The organism is Rhizobium sp. CG4, from assembly GCF_023701965.1.
GTDB lineage: Bacteria > Pseudomonadota > Alphaproteobacteria > Rhizobiales > Rhizobiaceae > Agrobacterium.
In genome coordinates this window covers 64,384-85,036 of sequence record NZ_JABAEG010000009.1, presented here as the reverse complement: position 1 = coordinate 85,036, position 20,653 = coordinate 64,384, and the positions used below count along the sequence as shown (strand labels likewise).

Below are 20,653 nucleotides of genomic sequence, written 5' to 3'. Positions count from 1 at the left end.
TGCATCCTGACCGTAGTCCACACACACACTCGCGCTTCTGCAATCCACCCCTGCCCACTTCATGCACCTCGGCGAGGAAGTGGTCCGGACATTGGAAGGCAGGCAATCCCAAGACGGCCAGAGTGGACAAACGTAGGGAATTATATCTCGCGATCTCGACCTGTGGTCCGAATGCCTGAAAGCCCAATGGATTCTGACTTGTGCGGATTCACACGAAAAGTTGGAGACTTGGGGTCGATACGACAACGTGAAACGTCCTTATTCGGCAGTCGGATATAAGTTCCCATTTGCCCTACTCACTTCCGGTGGCGCAACCAGCCAGCCATCGTGTTCTGACCCGGAAAACTCCATCTTCCAGCGGTCCAAAGTTTTGTCAAAGAGCAAAAAACCGCGACTCTCCCGTAAATTGGAGGAAGATGGGGCTCAGGTCATTGCTCGTCGGCAAGGAACAATGATATCTGCCTGGTTCACTATACCGCACATTAAGCATGGCCCGAGAACACTGGAGAAAATCATCTGATGGACATCTGTATTTTCGCGATCAATCTTGATCGATCAGTCGACCGTTGGGAGAGACTAAAGGGACAGTTGGAAAGCCTTGGCCTACCGGCTGTTCGTGTATCAGGCGTGGACGGCACGACGATCGCCATGAACGATCGTGTTGATTGCAACACGCGTTCATTCGAGCGAAACAATGGACGCTCCATATTGCCTGGTGAATATGGTTGTTATCGCAGCCATCTCAAAGCACTTTCGGAAGTCCATCTTTCTGGTAAACAAGTTGCTGTCATTATCGAGGATGATCTTGACGTTACGAGAGATCTGATTGCACGAGCGCAAAGTGCAGTAGAAGCTGTCCCTAATGCTGACGTCATAAAGTTTTTTAGTCACCGTGTTGTTGGATTCAGACGAGTAGCAACATCAAAAGCAGGCGATGACGTAGGCCGAGCTTCTCATGGCCCACTTGGTTCTGCCGCTTGCTATGTTGTCACTCGTCGCGGTGCTGAGAAATTGGCCAAAACACTTAAAGTAATGGAATACCCAATAGATATCGCACTGGAGCGCGGGTGGGATTCTGGGGCGCAAGTTTACACTACGCGCTCAAATGTCGCCGTGCCGATTAGAGGTACTACCACAATTGCTACACGTGCCATCTACAAACGGTCGAAGTTTCCTTGGTGGAAGCGGTTTAGGACCTACGGCATCCGTATCGCTGAAGCTGCTCATAGGATAAGATACGCTAGATTGGGTTAAATCTTTGCAACGCGTCTTCCGCATACGGCTCTACGTTGTGTTGCCAGAACCCCCACAAACACTATTGTAATTGCCGCCACATTTCTGTCCCCCAGCAGCATGCCGTGAAGCGAGCCGTAAAGAACCAAGACACATAAAAAAATGATCATGTTGGCTTGGACGTCTTTGTTCGATCCCTTGATTGCTTTCTTGAAGACAATTGCGAAAAAGCCAATAAGGAAGATAAAACCAATCCCCCCCCTATCGCGCAATTCATCAAGTACAAAAAAGTGCACATGGACAAACTCTTCATAGATTTCCCTCTGAGACGCAGGAATACCTTGTTTGATCTGTTGCATGCTTTCGCTAGCACCTACACCTAAGATTGGATGCTCGTAGAAAATTTCCAATGCGCCCTTCCAAAGTGCAACTCGCATATCTAGCCCGGTTATATGCCCATCCGGAGCGGCAATTAGATTGTCCATCTCCTCAATGGTATTTTCGAAACGGGTTATGAGAAGATCACTGGTTTTATATGTTGTTGCGATGATCACAGTTAAACACGTCAATCCTAAGACGATTAGGCGACGGCGCGTAAGCTTACGCATCTCTGAAAGAAGTTCGCCACGAAGATTGATGACGTCAACCAGCGCAGCAATCGCGAAAACGGGCAAGACACTTCGCGTCCCTGTCATTATAACTGGGACGATAGCCACGTAGAACCATGCGCGAGTATTCGGTAAGTAGATGGGAGAGTTCTTTGCCGTAAATCGCGCAAGCACCGCAATCACACACGTAACGAATGCAGCATTGGCGGCGTTTCCACCGAGACCTATGCGCGATATGCCTGCTAGGCTCTCGTAGATGGCCAAGCAGAACGTCAACAGCAACCCAACTCTGGCACCAAGAGCGATTTGCCGAAGGGGGTCTTTTATCAAAACAAAGCCCGTAAACAGCGGAACACCTACTGCAAAATACAGAGGCAGCCCGATCCACCTGATGTTCTCGGCAATATTTCCGTGATAAACTCCAATTAACAGCGCCACGCTTGCATAACAGAGACTTGCAGTGGCGTAATCCCGATCTATTAGACGACGCGACCCGTGACCTACAGCAATTAAATAGATGCCGGAGCCAATAAAAAAAGCCAGCAAGACCATGTCGATACCGAGTTTGATGGGAAAGCAGGCGACCAAAACCGACAAGAGAATTGGGTCGATGAAGCGTCGACGTAGGAGAATTTTATGCACCATCCCTATTTTGGGCGGATTTGACACTCGAGCCACGTCGGTTCGCCTCATAATTTATGCCTCATGATGTAATAGTTGAGAAGGTAAACTGACCAATGTCCGCTGTGATAATTTTCTGTATGAAGAAATGAATACAACTCCGCGCTAACCATTTTAGGAAACAACTTCAACCTACCTATTAACTAGCTTAAGACAGCAGAGTTCGGGAACAAAGCTGAACGGGAGCGATTAATCCCACGCGAGATGGGCAAAAAACGGCTTCGGTTGCCTGGCGGTCGTATTCTTGCAAATGTGATTGGGACCGCGCATAACAAATACAAGCAATGTAGCCGCAACGGCATCCACCGACTTGGGACAAGATTGTCGTTTATCCATATTTTTAATAACAATGTCCCTACACCACCGACATGACATCAGATGTCAAACGCCACCTCAAAATACAAACCTTTGGTGCCTTAGACAGTGCTGGGAAGCATGCAACCTATATTCCTCGCTTACCGGCAGACCTGAAGCGTTTCAACTCTCGATACAAGTGACAATATCGCTCCACCATCAGGTCAGCACTCAGCTCGGAACGGAAGCGCGAATAAGCGTTCGCACCAAACCTCTTCACCAGCTCTTTATCGTGTAGCATTACGTTCATTGCCGTTGCAAAATCGGATGAATCATTTGGATTGGTCACAAGGCCGGTTACGTTATGCACATTGACGAAACTAGTACCCGTGCCAATCTCACAACTAATCATCGGCTTACCAAACATGGCTGCCTCCACTAGGGACAACCCGTACGCTTCCGACCTCAGATGTGAGGGAAAAACAAAAGCTGTGCACAAGTCTAGTAGTGCGGCTTTGTCAATGTCGTTGACTCCACCGAGGAAGTGCAAGTTAGTCAGCCCCGATTTGATTACCCGGGTTTTTAACTCTGCTTCCATGGGACCTTCCCCAACTACAAGAATATCGGCGTCAACATGCTTTGATGCCTCAATTAAAGTATGCAGACCTTTGTAGTACCTTAAAACACCCACAAAGAGAAAAAACGGCCTGGGAAAACGTAACCTCCACTTCTCTTTCAACTCCTCGGATGCCCGAGGATAATCCGACGCGTTGAGACCAATAGGTATAATTTCTGTATTATGACGATATTTTTTTAACACCTCGCTACTTGCCAAGTAGTTTGGTGAAGTCACAACAATGCGATCTATGCTCGAAAAGAATCGATGCATAAGAGGCCTATAGAGGTATGACAGGGTCTTTTGCTTCACAATATCGGAATGGTAGGTAACGATTGTTGGCTTCTGTGGGCGGGCAATTAGGTGCACTAAATCCATGAAGGGCCATGGAAAATGGTAGTGGATGAGGTCTGCTTTCGCGCTCAGCTCAAAGAATTTCGAAATAACATGGCGTGAAAATCCGGTGGAGGCAAACTCGAAATCAAGCTTCGCCTTATAAGCCATATGATAATCGAACTCTAATGTATTAGAGGATGGATCAGAACTGAGAGATAAGACTTCCGGTTGAATACCATGTGCGAGAGAACCCTTGCTAATGGCATGAATTGTTCTTTCCACACCACCGAACGAGTCAGGATAGTAGGTCTTAAAAAAATGAAGTACACGCATCGGCTGGGCCCAAATTCAGTAATCTGGCAGACCGTCTGATATCGTCGGGTCCAAATCCAGGTTGCACGGCAAATCGCTGTCGAAATCGGAAGCCCCACAGAGACCCTTCAAACCGACTGATGGTCTAGTTTGTATCCTATTACAAATTTAACCCCACATCGGCGACGATGCCAGCCAACGGCTAATCCTCGCGGAGCATTTTCTCTATCTCGTCTTTCGGACGCACCCGCATTCTAACACCGCCGAATTACCACTCCTAGGACCAGCGCAACCATATGCTAACGGATGAACGACCAGAAAGCGCCGAAACGATTGGTGTCAATCTACCCCCCACCAACATAAAGCAAGTTTGGAAATTGCGCATTTCTCGCCCCAGCGGAGAGATCCACTCCCAATATGCGCATGCTATACCTCGATACGTAATCCAGTGCAACTGAGCTTCAAGCCCCCCCCAACAATTGCTTCAATACCAGATAGTTGATCTGGACGACGGGTAACAAAAACCAATTAGTCAAAGCCTGTGATGCAACAGTTTTAAATACTCTTCCCCACAACTCTGCAATGAATAGCGCTCAAGAGTTTCCTTAGCATTGGTGACGAACCGTTCACGTTTTGCGCGATCTATATAGCAATCACGGAGCGCACCAGCGGCTTCATCAATGTCCGGCTCCATCCATTCTTGCCCCTTGTAAAACGGATAATCTCCCGGCACGAGTTTACAGTTTTGTCCCGATATTAACCAACTATTATCCTGCGTCATGAAGTCAAGATTGCCTGAGTATCCAGTGGCAATAACCGGCACCCCAATGGCCATTGCCTCTGCCATCAGACGACCGAATCCTTCAGCACGGTGCATCGACAAGACCACATCACAGCAAGCAAGAAGTTGATAGTAGGCGCCCCTGTCGAGCACCTCATTTTTAATTTGAATTCGATCATCAAGATAGGATTTCCGAACGCAATCACGCCACAACCCATCATCAAGTGCATTCATTGCCTTCACCACAAGTTGCATTTGCGGGTACTCGCCTCGAGGAAAGGCCTTCTGAAAGGCGAGAATCGCAGCCATTGGGTTCTTGCGGGAGATCGATGAAGCTCCATCGAAACTTGTGAAAACAACGAAGCTTTGTTCCTTCAAATTGAAGGCGCTGCGCGCGACGCGCTCAATGACAGGAGGCTTTACGGGAAGGGGAACCTCTATGACAGGTTTGTCCGTCGCGGCACGAAATGCTTTGGCGGAATGCTTTGAGTGACACCAGATTTCGTCAATCAAATCGAACGCCATCAAGGCGGTTTCAGGAAATTTGCTCAATTCCCACTGCCAGTAACCAATTTTTCTCCGCGCAGAAAAAGCACGTGGGCCGACCTTGTTTAGCAGTGTCAAGGTGTCGAAGGCAGGCATGACGTAAATCATCACGTCAGATCCGAATTCAGCTTCATCCGCTTCGATGATAGGTTCACTTATGCCTTCGCGGGCCGTTATTTTCCACGGCACCCTTATAACATCAGGCTGGATTCCCACAGTCTGCAGTGATGCGCGTAGAAGGCGAATATCTTCTCCAAGCCCGAATTCACCGCGCGGATATCCAACTAAGGAGATGGATACGCCGCCCTCCACAGTTTGAACATTTGCGCTACCGACAGGAAGTACTTCACTCGGCGAATACGGGAACTCCATAACGCCGTATGCCGAGTGACCTGTTTCATCCCACCAGTGATAGATATCCTCAACTAAGGTTGGAAGCCCTACCGGAAAAAGCTCCTGTAAATCTACCCGATTTCGGTAAATCAGTCGCATAAGAGGTGTCAATTCGCCGTTCTCACGACTCGTCTCAACCAAACTGAAATGAATATCGTCGAGAAGTCTGGCAAATTCATCCTTCTGCGAAGCGCCTTTAACAGAAAGCTTCAAGAAAGCTTGATACGCTAATGCTCCGTCAAAGCATCCCACTTTCTCGCCTAAGTTCGCCAACAAAGCGAAAGCTTCATCAATGCGAAATGTTTTGTTATTGGCAAGAAATTCGGATAGATCAGATGCGAACCACCATTCCCAAAACTTCCTATTTTCGCCCTTCCCAACCGATGGAAAAGCCTCCTGTAGATCAGTTCGGTTGCGATAAATCAGCATCATCAAGGGACTGGGGCGATCTTCCATGCCGACAGTTAAGTTCCGAAGATGATCGAAATGAATATCATTGAAAAGAGTAGAAATGGTGTCGGTGGTTGGGAACGGTAAAAGCCTTATGGATTGCAGCGCTCCGAACCTAATGCTATCAATTTGCCGATCGAAGCCATCGTAACGCTCGGGTTCCAGATCAAGGATGAGCTTGATTTGGTCTAGTGTGACCTGTTTCGCACCGATAAAATACTCTCCCAATCCCGCATTCAGCCACCAGCACCAAAAACCAACAAAATTGTCAGCATCGCAGATGTCAAAGGCCGCGCGTACATCTGCCCTATTTTGATATATCAACGACATCAAAGGGGTGGGTTTCTTAAACGCATAGTCGGGTCCAATATGCGCAAAATGGAGTTGATGGACTAGATCAGCGTCTAATACATCCCTCACACCTGGGAACTCATTTCGCCCTATGCTCACCCACCAAAACACCAGATTAATGCAGTCGTCGTCTGAGTTAAGGTCAAACAACTGCTGAAATCCAGCTCCGCACGATACCCATATACCCGCTAAAAGATCGGGGAGCGCAAAGCCATATTTTGAAACGTTCCGCCACGGCTTAGCTTTAACGCCGGGTAGGTTTTCATTATCCATTAAAGCGCATCTCCTTATCTAAGCGTCTTGCCACCGTTGAAACATGCATATGATTGAAATGTGCTGTCTCAAAAGACATCGCCGGGTTCGATAGAGGTGTCGCTCTATGTCAAACCAATACCCAAACCCGGGTCGTTTGAATGAATTCAAACGACCCCGCCGTCTTTTTTTGCTTACACTTGTGTGTCTTTCAGAAACACGCCCCACCATAACTACGAAACGACGTAGTAAACGTGTGACCCTTCAACGCTTGAGAAAATCAGAAATTAGATCAAGCATCTCTATCGTCGGATTAGGCTGAATGTAGCGTTTCCATTTGTCAGCATCTCTAATCTGAGCCGAAACGCCGCTGGTTTTTTCCAGTACAGTTTCGAGCAAACAATCGAATGGGTTAGACGGTAGATAAGTCGGAATATCGCCCAACAATTCTCTCGACCATGGATGGTCTCGCAGAAGAAGCGGGCTTCCCGCCAGCGCAGCCTCTAAAACAGAGAAACCAGGGGCATCATCGCCGAGCTCCAGATAAAGAGAACAGCTTTGCATTGCTGATCGCAAAATTTCGGACGCTGGTAGCATGTAAGGTAAGAACCGAACGTTGTCCCCGGCCATTGCACGGCACGTTTCATAGTATGTTCGATCGGCATAGCCACCGATAAAGACTAAAGGAACAGAAACATTCTTAAGGGCCACAATCGTTTCTAACTGTCTCTTGTGCTCGGCCAGTTGGCCAACCCAAAGGATAAACTCATTCATTCCATATGCAGCCTGAAACAGGCCATCCTCAGCAGGCCTACCAAAACCACTTGCAATACCTGGAGGCACGATTGTAATTTTCCCCCCGGGCACCACAAAATTTCTCTGGCAAAGCTCATACTCGACTTGGGTCCGCAATACCACGATGTCTGCGAGATCTAGATGACGTTGCACAACATCGATAGACTTATGGTCCAGATCGAAAAAGTTAAAATTGGGTACGAGAATTATCGGTTTACCAGCAGCTTTTATGTCCCTGAGCAGCCCCTCCCCACCTCCATGCGTCGAAAAATGTATCACAGCATCATAAAAGCCCAGTCGCTTGGACTGCGGACCGTAGATTTCAGCACGCGCGCCAACGTCGTTTAAAAACTCGGACAGCTGCTGCAATTCCGCCTCGCCACCCGCTGGATTAATAAACGCTTGGTGATAGGTCGTTAATAGTATTCGCAATGTTCTGTACCTTCCGTCAATCATCTAGTCTTACTCGAAGCATTTAATAGCTTCAGAGTTAAAGCGACCGGTCACCGTTAACAAAAATCCGTTCAGCACAGTTGGTAGAAGAAATGCAGTGGTGGTTAACCAGCGTTTGCCAATCACGGATCATGTCCAACCATGCAACACATTCATGACCTTAGATTGAATGAACCGTCTCTATCGCCTTACCAGGTAAATAGACAGCTTATCTCGCTATTCAATTTACGGTGTGGCAAACTTGCACTCCGGGTTCCTGATGAGGTCTTCTACCATATATCGAATACCATCATCGAGCGTTACTCTTGGCCGCCAGTCAAACTCGCTCCGTATCTTGCTAATATCCAGTACGCTTACCGGAACGTCAAATGGGCGTGCTGCACGCCGCGCGATATTAAGTTTTCGCCGCACACCTTTTTCAATTGCGGCGATAACTTCATTAATGCTGGCTCCCCGCCCTGCACCCAGATTGTAGACAAATGGCATCTTCATCGAGATTTTATCAGCCTGAGCGAGCAGCGCTAGGCCGTTTACGACGTCGGAAATGTAAATGAAATCACGGATTACCTCACCATCTCCCCAGATCTCAATGATCTGACCTCTCAGCGCGCGTGATATAAGAGTTGAAATGACACCTTGGCCCTTAACGACATTTTGTCCCGCACCGTATGGGTTCGCAACCCGCACAATTCGAGCATCGATTCCATGGAGTTCACTATAGAAATTGAAATAGGTCTCAGCCGATAGCTTTGATACACCATAGGCAGTCAGTGGCGCTAGAATATGCGTTTCTGGCACAGGAACAGTTCGTAATTTTCCATATACTGTCCCCCCCGATGAAGTAAATACTACACGTCCTCCCCCGCGTCGCCGCATTGCTTCGAGCAGCTTCACAACTGGCCCGACATTATGCAGCAGGTCCGCAAGCGGATCATTGTTAGCCGTTTGGGGTATCGTCGTCCAAGCATAGTAGTGTATAGTATCCACTTGATCGATTAAACGATCGAAGTCCGTGTCTGCAGCGAGACGCAAGTCGAAGAACACGCGCTTGGCTCCGAGCACGTTCTCCAGGCTATCATGGCCTCCCCTACCCGTAACGGTGACATCGTGCCCATCCGCAAGGAGATGTTTCACGACATGTCGTCCGATGAACCCGCTGCCGCCTATAACTAGATGGTGACTCACCGGTAAACCCCCTTTACATGCGTTGTCGCGTAAGAGTAACCCGCTTTGTCCACCGCAAAAGGAACGATCCGCTCGATGGCGTGCAATATTGTACCGTCGATTGGTACAGGCTCGTCTGGAACCTCGTCCAATGCCAACGGCATGTCGAACAATGATTGCATTGCTTTGGGCCGAGCCCAAAACATTGTGCCGATCGGAAAATCGAAATGGAGAGGAAGCGGGGTGCGAATCCCTAGTCGTTTCGCGAGATCGGTAGCGATTGTCTCGTTGAAGTCCCAACCATTTAAATGGGGATCCTCCGGAAAAACAAGACCGATCTCCGGATGCTCGACGAACGCACTTGCAATCCGGTCAATCATCGGAAACTGGCACCCAAGAAGATGCTGCCATGCAAAATCGCGCCAGCGATCTCCGGCATCTCCCACAACATGAGCACTTTTCTTGCCATGAATATGGCCTACCACATCATATTGGGATCCAATGTGCCTGGGCATATCCTTAAGGAATGGAAGAATATCCCTCCCCTTGTTGGCGACACACCAAACTCTCGCTCCTCTGACACCACGCTTGTCAAGGATCGATTTAATTTCGGCCATCTTTTCATCCGAGGTGGTAGTCAGGAAGAGATCCGGTCGGTTCACGTTAACCGCAATTGCATCAATTAACTCGTTTAGCAGATCAGGATAATGGAAGTGACCATGCAAAGCCAACTTAGCTGTCTTTCCGACATATTCATCCTGAGGCCTGATGACTTTATGAAGCCACGGGCCCGCAGGCTTTCCTTTTGAAAGAAAGTCTGCAAAAGGATCTCTACGTGTCACGCCTCCAGGCGCGTTATGCATGTCGTAGATTAACGGATTAAATCCGACCATTGGCCTCCGGATGAACGTTCCTGTAAAAGGTCGAGCCAACGGCCAGCTCCGACGGCTTCCCGCCATATATTTTGCGACAGCACCAGCATCATCTAGCGCCTCGGCGTCCCGGCCAAAACAAAATCCTTTTTCAAGAACATCGGCCTCAAAAATCAGACCGAAATCTTCTTCGGCTTGGCGCATGTCGCGAACCGCATCAGTCCCGATTGCGTCCAGTTTCTCGATATATTGAGACATATCAAATAACGCCGCTGCGCGGATGGAAAGCTCACGACCTACCGCCTCCAGGACAGCCACATCGCCCGAAACCTTTTCGATAATACCAGCTGCTTTCGCGACGTTCGCGTAGGGTGCTATCAAAGAGCTTGCGCCTGGTAGCCCTGAAAGAAGATCAGAGAATCCACTTGCTCCCTCAAAGCAAATTATAGGAAGCCCCTTAACCATCGCATCGATACCAACATTGGGCAACGGATCGATCCGAGAACTAATGAAAAGGATATTTGCCGCCTCATAATATGAGGTGAGATCATCCACTTCGCCAATAAAGTCAACGTACCCCTCAAGCTGACATCTGTTGATCTGAAGCTCGATTGCAGTTTTGTACCTTGCTTCTGACGGAATGTTCACCCCAATCCATATGAACTTTACGTTTTTGACACCGAGAAAGTTTACTAAGTAATCAGCAACAGAGACGAATAAATCCGGCCCTTTCCGGAATGTGACGGTGCCAACACCGAGGACAATGAACTGCCCTCCGTCCGGACCGCTCACAGGCCTAGTCGAGATAGCGCGCCCAACATCAACGTCCGAGAATGCTGGAATCGCAGATTGACCCTGAGGAACAACTAAAGTTTGCCTCCCCCGCAACGCTGAATAAACCTCTCTCGAATTCTGCTCCACGATTGGGGCCGGGAATACGATACGTGATGCCGACTGATATAGTGCATTCAGTATTCCTATCGGATGCATATCCGAGCCAAATTCATGGACCAGCGCTACTACTGGAATGTGAACAGCTTCAAGTGCGACGGCTAATCTCTGCGTGGCAGAACTGTTTGCAATGGCATAAACCGGATCATATGCCGATTTGAGCTGTGTAGCGACAGCTATCCACATGCGAGAATCCTGCCCCAAACTGGCGGGAAATTCAATAACTTCTGTTGCTATTTGCTTTAAAGAATCCAAAATAGGGCCGCCCTGCAACGCTCCAACGATGACGTTGTAGTTATCCATTAACCCCCGTACGATGTTCCAGCCCAAGATCGGGGCGCCAGTACGAGACGCTTCGTGCAGCAGAACAATCAATACCTTTTTGGAAGGATCAAGCCGCCCAACCGGAAACTTCATTGCTACATGAGGCAGCGATGCCATACGCCCTTCTGCTTTACCGTACGTGAGGTAATGCCAAAAGAGGTTGTATCCACGTCGAACGACATCGGGATTATTGGCCGCGTAATATTTAGGATCGAAGACTTCGTTCGGAAACGCTCCCTCGCGCTCGCCAACTTGTACATAATGCTCGATCGCCGTGATCTTCAAGGCCCTGGCCTGTTGCGCAAAAATATAATTTTCGCTATCGAATTCAGATGAAATTGCGGCGCAAATAGATTTGCAATCATTGTTAGTAGTCATCGGTTAGCCTTATCCATGCTGCAAAAGCGCATCTACCACAAAACGATCATTTTCTGTCTTCGAAATCTGATAACGAGGCGAGGATTAGACCATTGCATTTCCGCGCGTCAAGTGACCGCCGAACTGATCAAATTGAGCTGATTTAGAGCGAGCTTGGCAGTTTTTGCATGTCGTGATCATCTCCACAGCCCAGCGTCCCTCCGAACGCCTCACCCGCAAATTACAGGTGCGCATCCCTCCCCGCCAAGACACTACGGAGAAGGTAACGCACAATCATCTAGGATGTGCCCCGGAGAAGACTCAGAGCGAAACCCGTTATGGCGCGTCCCGATTTAAGTTTTCATGATCATTATTAGACTCATGTGCCCAAGGCATAGACAACCGCTGATCCTTATGTTCGAAATTCATGGGGTGAAACTTGAAGTAGAGGCGCCAACCTGATCCGCACATTTTAGATGAGAATCTGAAGTAATCTTCAGTCTCGTCATTCTCAATGTTGTTGCTGTGCCAATAATCAACCCTGTCGCCAAATGTAGCGACGAGATCTCGTTCAAATGGAAAGAGACAACACTCGTACACCCGCTCTCGCGGCGATGGATAGAACAGTGCGCGAATGTCTTGCTGCTTCTGAAGATAGATTGAAACACTGCGCTCAAGCAGGAAAGGAAGTGAACCGCATCCTTTTGCAGCCACTCCGTAGTACTCTTGATTTTTATAAAGAAAGTCGTGCAGTTCCACTCCCAAGTCTTGGGCCGACAAACGCAACACAGGCAGGATCATCTCCTCCATATAGCGTTCCCAGAACCTGGGCGTGCCGAACCAATAGCTACAACAGGACAGTATGTCGGTATGGTGGTGGCCAACAGATGACAGGTCATAATCGAGACCTGCTGCATTAAGTACAGCCTGCGACTTTTCAGTAAATTTTGGATCGCGCGTATTTTCGGAGAATTGCCAGAGATTCTTGTGCGTATAGGCGAACTGGGGATATGGATTTACGACGTAAACATCATAGCCAGGACTGCTCGTTATCCAGTCAGCAACCTGCTTGCCGTCAAGAAGGCTCTTACCCTGAAAACGCGTTGATACCGCTCCGAGAACATCAGCACTCTTGTAAACACCATCCCGATACAGTGCTTCAAAAATCTGAAACTCGCGAAGTTCTGGGTGGGGATTATGCCTGAAATCCAGCGGCTCAAACCCTTTTTGAACGAGGCCAAAGTGTTTGTCCTGAACGCAATTTTGAAAGAGACGTACATCCATATTCAACAACCTCGTAAGCTATGACAATCTAGACGATCGCCTAATGGGTTCGCAGGAAGCCTGCCTTGCATCATAAGACGTAGGTTGCAAGGAAAATTTGTGCCTCCATTTGTGTTGCAGTTCACCTAGGCATGACCTATAGATCGTCGGCATTTACAGTGGAACTGAACGTTCAAGGTGCTTTAAAAAATATGCAGCAGCCCAAATATAAAGGCATCATTCTGGCTGGAGGAAAAGGGACACGTCTTTATCCCGCAACAATACCGGTCAGCAAGCAACTGCTTCCTGTGTATGACAAGCCGATGATTTACTATCCTCTTAGCACATTGATGATTGCAAACATCACCGAAGTGCTCATCATCTCGACACCCAGTGCCCTGCCGCTTTATCAGCAACTTCTCGGCTCGGGCGAGCAACTTGGTATGCGTTTTGAATATGCCATTCAGGCAGAGGCGCGTGGTCTGGCCGAAGCCTTCATTATTGGTGAACGCTTCATTGGTGGCTCATGTGCAGCCCTAGCGCTGGGCGACAACATCTTCTATGGAACCGGCGTGGGCACGAGCGTGCGCAATGCCGCAGAGCGCAGTTCGGGCGCAACGGTATTTGCCTATAGCGTCAGCGACCCCGAACGCTATGGTATCGTAGAGTTTGGTGAGGACGGATCGACCCCGGTGTCGATTGTTGAAAAGCCGACCAAACCGCGCAGCAATTATGCTGTGACCGGTCTTTATTTCTATGATAACGACGTCATCGAGGTTTCCAAAAATATCAAGCCATCATCGCGTGGCGAGCTGGAAATCACCACAGTGAACGATGTCTACTTGCAGGCTGGCAAGTTGAATGTGGAAAAACTGGGGCGCGGCAACGCGTGGTTCGATACAGGCACCCATGATAGCCTTCTTGAATCCAGCCAGTTTGTTCATACTATCGAAAAGCGCCAGGGCCAAAAGATTGCCTGTATCGAGGAAATCGCATGGCGCATGGGCTTCATTGATGATGAACAACTGGAGCAGCTTGCCCATCCGCTGGTATCCAGCGGCTACGGCAAATATCTCCTAAACCTTATACCGCGGTAATAGATACCGCGGTATAATAGCAATTCTTAAAAATTATGATCAAGCTGCAACAGCAAAGGGGCGATTTCGTCCTTTGGTGACAGTCGGGGTGCCTGGTCCGGCCAAGCTATAGCTAAGGCCGGGTCGTTCCAGAGCAGGGAGCGCTCGGTTTCCTGATTCCAATATCCTGTCTGCTTGTAGGCAACGATAGTGTTGTCCTCCAGAGCCATAAATCCGTGGGCAAAGCCTTCCGGCACATAAAACATCAGACTATCGGAAGCAGAGAGTGTGATGCCCGTCCACTTTCCATAGGTGGGCGATGCCTTGCGCAAATCAACAGCTACATCGAAAATTGAACCGCTGATGCAGCGAACTAGTTTGCCGATGGCATAGGGATTGTTCTGGAAGTGAAGGCCGCGAACAACGCCTTTTGCCGAGCGTGACTGGTTGTCCTGCACAAATTCCGGCAGCCCGATTCCTGCAAACGCGTTAGCCCGGAACGTTTCGGAAAACGCTCCGCGATCGTCTGCGAACTCCCTGTGTTCGATCAGAAGGACATCGGGTATGGACTGCGGGGTCACCTTGAAGCTCATTTTTCACCTTTAGTTCCAAGTATCGTTTTGTCTGGCGCTTTTATTCGTATCGATATGCCGATATAGCATTCTCAAATCCGAGAGCAACATCGTGGAGTGTGAATGTCAAAGACAGTTTTGGTGACCGGAGGTGCGGGATTCATCGGATCGGCGGTTTGCCGCTTTCTCATAGGAAATACTGATGCCCGCGTTATCTGTCTTGATCTCCTGACCTACGCAGGTGATCGCCGGTCGTTACGCGATGTGGAGGAGTGCGAGCGGTTCACTTTCGTCAAGGCTGACATTGGCGATGTGGAAGCCGTCAAACATCTTCTCGCCGACAAGGCACCGGATGTTATCATGCATCTGGCTGCCGAATCACATGTAGACAGATCGATCAGCGGCGCAGCACCTTTCATTGAAACCAATATCGTAGGAACTTTCCGCCTTCTGGAAACCGTTCGGGCTTACTGGTTAGAGCTACCAGTGGAAAAAAAATGTGAATTTCGCTTCCTGCATGTATCCACAGATGAGGTTTACGGGACTCTCGGTGACGAGGGGCTGTTTTCTGAAACTACCCCTTATTCACCCAACTCGCCCTATTCGGCATCCAAGGCAGCATCAGACCATCTAGCAAATGCCTGGTATCACACCTATGGCCTGCCAGTCGTCATTTCCAATTGCTCCAATAATTATGGACCATATCACTTCCCGGAAAAGCTCATCCCCCGTATAATTACCACTGCACTTGAGCATGGCGATCTTCCTGTCTACGGCAAGGGGCAAAATGTCCGCGACTGGCTACATGTCGACGATCACGCTGCAGCACTCTGGCTTGTCGCCACGCAAGGGCGCCTTGGCGAGAAATACAATATTGGTGGTCGGAATGAGCGGCGGAACCTGGAAGTTGTTGAGGCGATCTGTTCAATCCTCGATCGAGTAGGACCTCCCGGACCTGCTGGAGGATATGCAAGCCTTATCACGTATGTAACGGATCGCTTGGGTCACGATCACCGCTATGCCATCGATGCGTCGAAGCTCGAAACAGAGCTTGGATGGTCGGCAAAGTATAACTTCGATACTGGACTGGAAGCGACAATTGACTGGTATTTGTCGAACGAATGGTGGTGGCGCCCACACAAGGGAACGGCCGAGGCAATCTATCAGGACAAATCCATATGAAGGTACTTGTTCTTGGGAAATCAGGTCAGGTAGCCACCGCTCTTGTTTCAGCACGCAAAGGCGTTCCAACTGGATGGAACGTTGAGGCATGGGGGCGCCAGCAACTAAACCTCAGCGACGTGGGTGGTATTTATGAACGTGTCGTCCGGTCGGGTGCGGCTGGAATTATCAATGCGGCCGCCTACACGGCGGTAGACAAGGCCGAAAGGGAAGCGACCGAAGCTGCAATGCTAAATTCCGAGGCGCCTGCCGAAGTTGCGCGAGCTGCCCGGCAGATGAACATTCCGTTCGTTCATATTTCGACGGATTACGTTTTCTCCGGCGACAAATCCACACCATATGTCGAGACAGATCCCATCGGACCTGTGAGTGTCTATGGACGGACCAAGGCTGAAGGTGAAAGCAGAGTGATGCAGGCCCATCCCGGCGCAACCATCTTGCGAACCGCATGGGTTTTCCACGAACATGGCACCAATTTCGTCAAGACAATGTTAAGGTTGGGGCGTGAGCGGGAAGAAATACGTGTAGTCGCTGATCAGTATGGAAACCCGACTTATGCGGGAGATATTGCCAATGCCTGTCTGCAGATCATTGCAAAGACAGCAGCGGGAGAGTCCGGGACAGGTGGAATTTTTCATTTTTCAGGTTCCGGGCACACAACATGGCATGGGTTCGCAGTCGAAATCTTTACGCAAGCAGCCCGGCTTGGTCTGAAGGTGCCAGCTTGCGTCCTGCCGATCACCACAGCGGATTATCCGACACCAGCAAGGCGGCCTGCAAATTCGCGTTTCGATTGCACAAAGATACATAATGATCTAGGTATTGTGCCACCCGATTGGCGCCCTGCACTGGCTTCGTGTATCGAGTACGTAATTAAAGCCGAGCCATAACGGCGCTCAACGACAAGGACTCAATCTTCTTTTGCACGCAAACATCTGATACCGGGATGTAGTCTGAGTAAAAGTGCATAGCGATTTTCCGTTCGCAATTACGTACAAACAAGTAAACAGAGCGCTTCATGAACCGGGTTTGCCCGGAAGCACTCTGGCAATTGTCAAATTCATGGAGTGAATGATCGTGGACGGCGTCAGCCAGAATTCTGCCGATAATGTTATCGTGGCGACCGCGGAAGATGAACGTTTCCGGGCCATACGGGCCAGAGCAGGCATTGGAAACAAGGTAAAACTTTCGTTTTTTCTCGCCTGGTACGATGTGCGTCATCGCTACGCCCGCTCGATTATTGGGCCGTTCTGGATAACTCTCCAGACTGCCATCTTCGTTGCATGCATCGGCTTTGTCTTCAGTGCAATCTCGAATGTTACTGTACTGGACTTTCTGCCCTTTTTCGCCATCAGCTTCGTGATGTGGAGCTTCCTGTCCGGCACCACAAACAATGCCACGACAACTCTGCTGGGGGCTGGCGGCTTCATCAAGGACCGAGGCATTCCTGCTTACGTGTTCTATCTTCAGTGCTTCTTCAGGCACCTGCTGTTTCTGGCACACAATATTATAGTACCGATTTTACTTTTTATTTTTCTCGGCGGTGCAAGCTGGTTTGGGCTGTTTGCAGCTCTACCAGGGCTTCTGATTTTCGTGGCCGTTACCCTTTGCCTTTCCATCGTCACAGGAGTGCTTGCAACACGTTATCGCGATGTGCAACCGCTTGTGGAATCGCTTATGAATCTCGCGTTTCTGGCATCTCCCATTATGTGGAAACCTCATGTTGTCGCTGGCAGGGACTATCTGCTCGACTACAATCCGGTTGTCCATCTACTGGCTATCTGGCGAGGCCCTCTGCTTGACGGGGTCATGCCATGGAATAGCTTCGGGATCGCGTTGGCGCTGCTAGCCGTCCTTGCATTGATGGCCTGGTACGCCCTCTCCCGACTGAAGAACGCAGCGTTCTGGATCTGATCATGGCTTCTATAGTTCTCGACAAGGTAACACTAGATTACCCGGTATACGACCTGAATGATAAGTCGCTAAAGCGACTTATGCTGGCTACAGTGGGTGGTTCAGTGCAGAGGGCGCCCGTCATTCGCGCGTTGCACGACCTAGATCTTAAAATCGGATCCGGTGAACGTATAGGTCTCTACGGTCCTAACGGATCGGGAAAGACAACGCTGCTGCGCACTATTGCCGGCATATTTCCAATTTCCAGCGGCAATATAAATGTCACAGGGCAAATTACACCTTTGCTGGGGCTGGCCATTGGCGCCAATATGGAAATTTCAGCGGAAGACAATATTCGGCTGCTGTTGCGTGTCGATGGCATCAAGCCCACACCCCGGCTGGTTGATGAAATCTGGGCTTTCACCGAGCTTGAGGACAAGATGCGTGGCTTGCCACTACGCACATTCTCTTCAGGCATGCTGATGCGCGTCCTGTTTTCCGTATCGACAGCTTTTTCACCAGAGATCATGCTTCTCGACGAGTGGCTAAGCGTCGTTGACAAAACATTTTCCGACAAGGCCGAAGCCCGTATGCAACAACTGGTTTCACGTTCGAAGATACTTGTGATTGCCTCCCACAACATGGAGATGCTTGAGCGGATCTGCACGCGGATTATCACGCTGGAAAAGGGCCATATTCTCTCGGATGAATCGGTGGCGAGATAGCTTACAATCACCCTTGCCGGCGAATTGAAATCTGCGTTTTTACAAAGATAAGGTAAACAATGACGACTGTTCACATCCACGCGAGGGACATTGTGTATCACGATGCGGTGGGCAGCTTTTCCCAACAAACAGCCATGCTGCTAGAAAGAAACGGGTACCATGTGAAGCTATGGGCGGAGCATTCCAATGTGAATGCTCCGCATCCCGTTGGCAATCGCCGGGGTTTTGAAGCAACGCTTTCGCCGTCCGACATCATTTTCTTCAATCATTCGATCCACGATCCGGCTCTGGACAGCATAATTTCGTTGCCGAATCGGAAGCTGGCTTATTTCCATAATGTCACGCCCCCGGAACTGATCGATCCCGCGGATGCTGCCACTGTAAAGAACTGCCGGCTTGGCCTTGATGAATGCGGTCGCCTCGCCGCATTTGATAGTCTGCTGGCAAACTCGAAATTTACGGCAGAGACCCTATTGAATGCAATGACACCTGCCGATGCCGATCGATTTCGAAATTCGATCGTCATCTGTCCCCCGCTGATCGGAGCAGATCGCTGGCAGGGTGTCGAGGCGGTAGAGCGAACTGATACCAGCAGTAGTCTTAAGGGGCTATTTGTCGGGCGCTTGGTTACACATAAAGGTGTGAGTGAAATACTGGATATACTTTCCCATCTGGCAGCCATACGGCCTGATGTGGAACTGATTATTGTTGGGGGGCCGTCGGATGGTGCTTATGTCGAGATGCTGCGTGAGAAGGCAGCGAGAAGCTCCGAAAACCGCCCGGGCTTCAGGGCAAGGTTCCTCCATGGAATTTCCGACGAGGAATTGAAGGCAATCTATCAGAACACAAGTTTTTGCATGGCTCATTCCAGTCATGAAGGATTCTGCGTGCCGGCACTAGATGCTCTCTCTTTCGACAAGCCCATGTTCGTCACATCGCTGCCAGCGGTGCTGGAAGTCTTGGGATCGGCAGCACTGGTGATACCGCAGCACGACCAGGGCGCAGCGGCCACAAAAATCGCCGATTATTTCGGCGATGAAGACACAATGGTGAGGCATTCGGCCCTGCGCAGGGAACGACTGGGCCAGATGATCGATCTGGCAGACGGTCAACTGATCCTTGAAGCAGTGCGGAAGGTTGAGAGCGAATAATGCGTATTACCTTTGCGACCTATCCATGGGCCTTTGAGACGCCGGGAGGCGGCGAGATACAGCTATTGAAATACGAGGAGTATTTGCTGAAAGCCGGTATCAACGTCACCAGGCACGATCCCTGGCGTGACTATGTAGGCAAGGCCGATATCTTTCATTTTTTCTCATGTGTTGGCGGCTCCGTCCATTTTTGCAACTACGTGAAAACCCGTTCAGTGCCTTTGGTGATTTCTGCCAGTCTCTGGCTGACGGAAGAGACGCGGCACCTGTATCCGCTTGGCGAGATCGCTGCTCAGATGGCACTAGCAGATGCTGTTGTCACGAATGGCGATATCGAGAGCGACCGGATTTCCTCTATTCTCGGACTGCCAAGAGAGCGGTTTCACACCGTGCGCAACGCTTGCGACCCATGGTTCGGGCAACCCATCGATCCTGCCCTGTTCCGCAAGGCGTTTTCGGTGAATGGCGAATTTGTCCTTAATGTCGGAAACATAGAGCCGCGCAAGAATCAACTTAACCTCATCCGTGCGGCAAAGCAGGCGGGGCAGACCTTGGTGCTGATGGGCCATATCCGAAATCGTGAGTATGGCGATGCCTGCCTTGCTGAAATGGGCGAACATGCCCGCTATCTTGGCCCGGTGGAACATGACAGCCCGCTGCTGCGCTCCGCCTATGCTGCGTGTAGTTCGTTCTGTCTGCCCTCGACACTCGAAACACCCGGACTTGCCGCGCTGGAAGCAGCGGCCGCCGGAGCAAGTCTGGTGATTACTGAAGAAGGCTCGACACGAGAATATTTCGGCGATGATGCCCTTTATGTGCGAAGCGACGATGTGGAAGGTATTGCATCGGCCCTAATAGCGGCGTCGAGCGCTCCGCGTTCCAGCGCATTGATGGAGCGTGTAAATACCCGCTTTACTTGGCATCAGGCTGCGGACGCTTTAGTCGACCTTTATCGCCGCTTGCTGGAAAAAGCGTGATTCGGCCTTTGGGAGAGCAGTGGTTCGACAGGTATAGGAACAGAC

The 20,653-nt window shown here is 49.8% G+C and carries 16 protein-coding genes; 8 read left to right on the top strand and 8 right to left on the bottom strand.

Translation table 11 applies throughout. From position 1 onward, the window contains the following. The first annotated feature begins 519 nt into the window (after nucleotides 1-519). Nucleotides 520-1,254, top strand: coding sequence for a glycosyltransferase family 25 protein (locus tag HGO37_RS21770; protein ID WP_250985190.1), 735 nt, complete (start codon nucleotides 520-522; stop codon nucleotides 1,252-1,254). Here HGO37_RS21770 and HGO37_RS21765 read toward each other — a convergent pair. The 7 genes from HGO37_RS21765 to HGO37_RS21735 all read right to left on the bottom strand — a co-directional run bounded on the left by HGO37_RS21765 (nucleotide 1,251) and on the right by HGO37_RS21735 (nucleotide 13,053). Then, complete coding sequence (locus tag HGO37_RS21765) at nucleotides 1,251-2,534, bottom strand: O-antigen ligase family protein (protein WP_250985189.1); 1,284 nt, start codon at nucleotides 2,532-2,534, stop codon at nucleotides 1,251-1,253. The two genes, HGO37_RS21770 and HGO37_RS21765, sit on opposite strands and share 4 nt — an antisense overlap. Before the next feature lie 430 nt (nucleotides 2,535-2,964). Beyond that, nucleotides 2,965-4,101, bottom strand: coding sequence for a glycosyltransferase (locus HGO37_RS21760; protein ID WP_250985188.1), 1,137 nt, complete (start codon nucleotides 4,099-4,101; stop codon nucleotides 2,965-2,967). Between the two features lie 511 nt (nucleotides 4,102-4,612). Then, nucleotides 4,613-6,874, bottom strand: coding sequence for a glycosyltransferase family 4 protein (locus tag HGO37_RS21755; protein ID WP_250985187.1), 2,262 nt, complete (start codon nucleotides 6,872-6,874; stop codon nucleotides 4,613-4,615). Between the two features lie 243 nt (nucleotides 6,875-7,117). Continuing rightward, nucleotides 7,118-8,104 (bottom strand): glycosyltransferase family protein, encoded by a 987-nt coding sequence (locus tag HGO37_RS21750; RefSeq protein ID WP_250985186.1) that lies wholly within the window; start codon nucleotides 8,102-8,104, stop codon nucleotides 7,118-7,120. 222 nt (nucleotides 8,105-8,326) lie between these two features. Continuing rightward, nucleotides 8,327-9,286 (bottom strand): NAD-dependent epimerase/dehydratase family protein, encoded by a 960-nt coding sequence (locus HGO37_RS21745; protein WP_352230592.1) that lies wholly within the window; start codon nucleotides 9,284-9,286, stop codon nucleotides 8,327-8,329. Then, nucleotides 9,283-11,790: a rhamnan synthesis F family protein gene (locus tag HGO37_RS21740; RefSeq protein WP_250985184.1), complete on the bottom strand. Its 2,508-nt coding sequence runs from the start codon at nucleotides 11,788-11,790 to the stop codon at nucleotides 9,283-9,285. Before HGO37_RS21740 ends, HGO37_RS21745 begins: the two co-directional genes overlap by 4 nt. 315 nt (nucleotides 11,791-12,105) lie before the next feature. Then, nucleotides 12,106-13,053, bottom strand: a complete 948-nt coding sequence (locus HGO37_RS21735) for a hypothetical protein (protein WP_250985183.1) — start codon at nucleotides 13,051-13,053, stop codon at nucleotides 12,106-12,108. A 191-nt stretch (nucleotides 13,054-13,244) separates the two neighbouring features. On the opposite strand from HGO37_RS21735, the gene rfbA reads away from it, so the two are divergent. Beyond that, nucleotides 13,245-14,129 carry a glucose-1-phosphate thymidylyltransferase RfbA gene (rfbA, locus tag HGO37_RS21730; RefSeq protein ID WP_250985182.1) on the top strand — a complete coding sequence of 295 codons (885 nt, stop codon included), beginning with the start codon at nucleotides 13,245-13,247 and terminating at the stop codon, nucleotides 14,127-14,129. Between the two features lie 26 nt (nucleotides 14,130-14,155). On the opposite strand, the gene rfbC is transcribed toward rfbA, so the two are convergent. Next, nucleotides 14,156-14,701 carry a dTDP-4-dehydrorhamnose 3,5-epimerase gene (rfbC, locus tag HGO37_RS21725; RefSeq protein ID WP_250985181.1) on the bottom strand — a complete coding sequence of 182 codons (546 nt, stop codon included), beginning with the start codon at nucleotides 14,699-14,701 and terminating at the stop codon, nucleotides 14,156-14,158. A gap of 102 nt (nucleotides 14,702-14,803) precedes the next feature. Between rfbC and rfbB the strand changes: the two genes are divergently transcribed. From rfbB to HGO37_RS21695, 6 genes are all read left to right on the top strand, one after another. After that, complete coding sequence (rfbB, locus tag HGO37_RS21720; protein ID WP_250985180.1) at nucleotides 14,804-15,862, top strand: dTDP-glucose 4,6-dehydratase; 1,059 nt, start codon at nucleotides 14,804-14,806, stop codon at nucleotides 15,860-15,862. Further along, complete coding sequence (gene rfbD / locus HGO37_RS21715) at nucleotides 15,859-16,752, top strand: dTDP-4-dehydrorhamnose reductase (protein ID WP_250985179.1); 894 nt, start codon at nucleotides 15,859-15,861, stop codon at nucleotides 16,750-16,752. Before rfbB ends, rfbD begins: the two co-directional genes overlap by 4 nt. A 187-nt stretch (nucleotides 16,753-16,939) precedes the next feature. Then, nucleotides 16,940-17,776 (top strand): ABC transporter permease, encoded by an 837-nt coding sequence (locus tag HGO37_RS21710; protein WP_250985178.1) that lies wholly within the window; start codon nucleotides 16,940-16,942, stop codon nucleotides 17,774-17,776. A 2-nt stretch (nucleotides 17,777-17,778) separates the two neighbouring features. After that, entirely contained in the window at nucleotides 17,779-18,480 is a 702-nt protein-coding gene (locus tag HGO37_RS21705; protein ID WP_250985177.1) for an ABC transporter ATP-binding protein, read from the top strand. Nucleotides 18,481-18,539: 59 nt separating this feature from the next. Beyond that, nucleotides 18,540-19,631 carry a glycosyltransferase gene (locus HGO37_RS21700; protein ID WP_250985176.1) on the top strand — a complete coding sequence of 364 codons (1,092 nt, stop codon included), beginning with the start codon at nucleotides 18,540-18,542 and terminating at the stop codon, nucleotides 19,629-19,631. Beyond that, nucleotides 19,631-20,608, top strand: a complete 978-nt coding sequence (locus tag HGO37_RS21695) for a glycosyltransferase (RefSeq protein ID WP_250985175.1) — start codon at nucleotides 19,631-19,633, stop codon at nucleotides 20,606-20,608. The genes HGO37_RS21700 and HGO37_RS21695 overlap by 1 nt, the downstream gene beginning before the upstream one ends. The last annotated feature ends 45 nt before the right edge of the window (nucleotides 20,609-20,653 follow it).